The organism is Pseudoflavonifractor sp. 60, from assembly GCF_009911645.1.
GTDB lineage: Bacteria > Bacillota > Clostridia > Oscillospirales > Oscillospiraceae > Lawsonibacter.
The window spans coordinates 1-1919 of sequence record NZ_QWKI01000263.1; the positions used below are offsets into that span (position 1 = coordinate 1).

General features: G+C 60.3%; 4 protein-coding genes. All 4 read right to left on the reverse strand.

Annotated elements, in window-relative coordinates; translation table 11 throughout:
- The coding region (locus D1646_RS21200) for an ATP-binding protein (protein ID WP_160638353.1) at window positions 1-393 on the reverse strand (393 nt) is incomplete at its 3' end.
- 2 nt (window positions 394-395) lie between these two features.
- Window positions 396-869, reverse strand: a complete 474-nt coding sequence (locus tag D1646_RS21205; protein WP_160638354.1) for a hypothetical protein — start codon at window positions 867-869, stop codon at window positions 396-398.
- Window positions 859-1017: a hypothetical protein gene (locus D1646_RS21210; protein ID WP_160638355.1), complete on the reverse strand. Its 159-nt coding sequence runs from the start codon at window positions 1015-1017 to the stop codon at window positions 859-861. The genes D1646_RS21205 and D1646_RS21210 overlap by 11 nt, the downstream gene beginning before the upstream one ends.
- Before the next feature lie 2 nt (window positions 1018-1019).
- Window positions 1020-1919, reverse strand: a 900-nt coding sequence (locus tag D1646_RS21215) for a hypothetical protein (protein ID WP_207709451.1), incomplete at its 5' end; no start/stop codon positions are given.

The following is a 1919-nucleotide window of genomic DNA, read 5'->3' on the forward strand; positions in this document are numbered from 1 at the left end:
CAGAGCGATCGCCTTCTCCCTGCCGGAGGACTGCATGAACTTGGGCATGTCCAGGGCGAACTGCTCCACAAAGGTGTTCAGCAGCTGCTGGCCCGCCCGCCGGTCGGTGGCGTCGGTCACCTTCAGGTCGCTGTTCTTCCCAGTGCGCTCCACCACTATGCCATTGGAAAGCGTCACCTTCAGCCGGGGCGGCAGCACAGAGTCCTCCCGCTGGGCCCGGCTGGGGCGGTACCGCTCCCCGCCCAGCGCCCACATGATGGCGTCCAGGCTGGAGCTTTTTCCCTGGTTGTTCCTCCCCCCGATCACCGTCAGGCCGGTGGGGGAGGGGGTGAGGGTCAGCGCCTTAATGCGCTTGACATTCTCCGCCTCAAACTGAGTAATTTTGACTGACATATTTAACTTCCTTTCTGTTCCAGCGTGTTGAGCGCCTTTTCAATTTTCAGCCAGTCCTCCAGGGGCATTTTCGGCGCCCCATCTCCGCAGATGTTCCGCAGGGTCTCCGCTGAAACGCGCTTCCCTTTTTGATGGGCCGTCTTGACGGACAGCGCCTCCAGCGAGCCCAGGCCCTGGGCCGTCCGGTACGCCTTCAGCCGCTGAACGATTGCCCGCTTCATTTCGGCGTTGCAGCCCGTAGGGGTCTGCGAGGCTGGCGTATTCCCACACTCCGGCCCTAGGACGGGAGCCACCACCGGGGAGAACTCCCGCACCTCCGCGCCGCCCAGCGGGGGCAGCTCCATCACTTCGCAGGAGACCTCCGACGGGAGCACCAGGACCCCCGTCTGCAAGCTCTCCAGGATGTAGTCCCGGTAAGCCTGCTCGTCGCCAATCTGGTCGCTGGGCATCCAGACGATTAAAATACTATTGCTCATTCAGCTCTTCCTCAAACATTCCCGCAACTTCAAGCATTGTCCTTCCCTCAGCCATATAGCTGAGCAGCAGCATCTTCTCTCTGGTGAACCCTTCCCTAATGGGCATCCCACAGCAGGGGCAGGGGTCGCCAGGTTTCAAGAGTCGCATTGTCATTCCTCCTTTGTGTCCGAGTTGGACACCATTTCGTCATCACATACCGGTGGGAGCCGCGTCCAGCGGATAACCTCCGCGTCGATTTTTGCGCCGCCCTTGTCGAAGCGGTAGTTTTTACCGTCGTAAAAGCATACCTGCCGGATCACCGTGTCCTCAGCCACCTGAAAATCGGCCACCAGGTCGCAGGTCTCCGCAGGGGATGTCCCGCCGGGTATCCAGCCGCAGAACATCAGATGGCCTTCGACCTGATCTACCTGGCAGACCTCGCCGCTGCCGGGGAGGGGCACCTCCAGCCAGTGGGTGTATTGCAGGCCAGTCAGCTCCTTCAGACGGTTCGGAGATTTGAATTTGCTGCCGGTCCACACCGCCGGCCGGTATTCGGGGCCGTCGTTGGTCATCTTGTAGGTTAGAATTGTCTTATTCATCGGCGGCGTTCTGCCCCGGTCCTCCCAGCGAATCCGGCGGGCGTGTTCCTCCGGCGGGGCCGCCTGGTCCAGCGTTTCCGGAATATCGGCCCCGGACTCTAATGGTGCCTCCGAAACCTCCTCCGGCTCCTCCTGAGTCGCCACCGGGCGGATATCGTCTGTCAAGCCCATGAGATAGTCGACAGAGCAATGGAACCGGCGCGCAATCTCGGCCAGCTCAATCGAACCGCCGCGTTGGGGGTCCAGCTCCGGCTCAAGCCAGTCTTCTGGGGCGCTGAACTCTCCGTTAGCCCAGGCCTTGATAGTTCCCACAGAAATTGCCGGTCGATAACTGCGCCACTTGATCGTCTCGATGTCATTCGGCATAGCCGGGGCGATTGCTTTTAACAGCCTCTTGGCAAAAATCTGCGTTTCCTTCTGATGCTTCCGACCATTTTTTCGCTTTCGCTCAAGTTCAGCCTCCTTTTTCTT